General features: G+C 71.5%; 1 protein-coding gene. It reads right to left on the reverse strand.

Annotation, left to right across the window (positions count from 1 at the left end):
- Positions 1-90: 90 nt before the first annotated feature.
- Positions 91-885: an outer membrane protein gene (locus ME121_RS32810; RefSeq protein ID WP_059410343.1), complete on the reverse strand. Its 795-nt coding sequence runs from the start codon at positions 883-885 to the stop codon at positions 91-93.
- Positions 886-887: the final 2 nt, after the last annotated feature.

Genomic DNA, 887 nt, shown 5'->3' on the forward strand with positions numbered 1-887 from the left:
GAACGGCGACGGGGCCGCCTCCTCTCGGAAGCGGCCCCGCGCGTGTTCGGTCCGGCGCGACGGTCGCGATGCGACCGTCGCGGTGTGGTCTCAGTACGAGCCGAACTTGTAGTTCAGGCCGGCGCGGACGACGGCGAACTCGTCGGAGCGGCGGCCGATGCCGCTGTAGACGACCGGGAAGTTGTTGGCGGCGTTGATGACGAACGCGCCCTGGTTGCGGGTGTTGCGGTCGAGGTTCACGTACAGGCCTTCGACCTTCAGCGTCACGGCCGAGGAGCGGAAGAAGTTCAGGAACGAGTCGGTCGGGAGCGCGTACTCGATGCCGCCGCCGACGGCCCAGCCGGTGCGGAAGCTGTCGTTGCCGGCGTAGCCGCCGAAGGAGCGGTCGGCGCTGCCCGAGCCGTAGGCGAAGCCGCCGGTGCCGTACACGAGGGTGCGGTCGAAGGCGTAGCCGAGGCGGCCGCGCACGGTGCCGAAGAAGTCGAGGCTGGAGAGGCCGCGCGGGTCGGTGAGGTAGTAGCCGGGGGCGACGGCGCCGGAGACGAAGGCGTTGTTCCGGTTACGGCCGAAGTCGAGGTACTGGGCGTCGGCCTCGACGCCGATCACGACGCCGGAGCCCGGGGTCAGCTGCCAGTTGTAGCCGATCTGGCCACCGCCGGAGAAGCCGTCCTGGCTGCGGTTGCGGAAGGAGGCGACGGTGCCGGGGGCGGCGTAGGGGAAGGGCACCGCGAAGGTGTTGCCGGTGTTGCGGTCGCTGGCGTCGAAGGCGTAGCCGGCGTTGATACCGAAGTAGGCGCCGGTCCAGGTGAAGACCGGGACGGGGGTGAACACCGGCGGCGGGGCGGCGCGGCGCGGCAGGTCGGCGGCCGAGGCGGCGCCGGTCAGGA

This window comes from Methylobacterium sp. ME121 (genome assembly GCF_000974725.1).
GTDB classification, from domain to species: Bacteria; Pseudomonadota; Alphaproteobacteria; order Rhizobiales; family Beijerinckiaceae; genus Methylobacterium; species Methylobacterium radiotolerans.